The organism is Candidatus Protofrankia californiensis, assembly GCF_900634765.1.
In the GTDB taxonomy this organism is placed as follows: Bacteria; Actinomycetota; Actinomycetes; order Frankiales; family Frankiaceae; genus Protofrankia; species Protofrankia californiensis.
Genome location: NZ_CAAAFT010000328.1, coordinates 1 through 759, shown reverse-complemented (window position 1 = coordinate 759; position 759 = coordinate 1). Strand labels below are relative to the sequence as shown.

The 759-nt window shown below is 70.9% G+C and carries 1 protein-coding gene; it reads left to right on the top strand.

Features of this window, described 5'->3' with window-relative positions:
• Positions 1-759: carboxyl transferase domain-containing protein (locus DD1DGNOD_RS17245; RefSeq protein WP_283234717.1), on the top strand; the 759-nt coding region annotated here is incomplete at both ends.

Genomic DNA, 759 nt, shown 5'->3' with positions numbered 1-759 from the left:
CGGAGCGAGGAGTCGATCCGTCGATCGACTCCTCGATCGACGGATTGGTCGACGGATTGGTCGACGAGTCGATTGATCCGTCGACTGATCAGCCGGTCGATCTTCCGGCGCCGGCAACCTCCGGTGTCCTCATCACCGACCCGGAGCGACTGGTCCAGCGGGACCCGTGGGAGACCGTCCGGCTTGCCCGCGACAGCGCCCGCCCCACCGTCCGGGACTACCTCGCCCGGTCGTTCGACTCCTTCGTCGAGCTGCGCGGTGACCGGCTGTACGGGGACTGCAACGCCGTCGTGGCGGGCATCGCGGAAATCGACGGACTCGCTGTGGCCGTGGTCGGGACCGAGAAGGGGCATTCGACCACGGAGCTCATCGCGCACAACTTCGGCATGCCCCAGCCCGAGGGCTACCGCAAGGCCATGCGGGTGATGTCGCTGGCGGCACGGCTTGGCCTGCCCGTGGTGACGCTGATCGACACGCCCGGCGCCTACCCCGGCCGGGAGGCCGAGGAGCGGGGGCAGGCGTCCGCGATCGCGCACGCCATCCAGCGGATGTCCGCGCTTTCCACGCCGGTCGTCGCCGTGATCACCGGCGAGGGTGGCAGTGGTGGCGCGCTGGCGCTGGCCGTCGCCGATCGCGTCCTGGTCGCGGAGAACGGCGTGTTCTCCGTCATCAGCCCCGAGGCCTGCTCGGCGATTCTCTGGAACGACGCACAGGCGGCGGCCGAGGCCGCCCGCGCGCTCGGCCTGAGTGCCCCGTGGC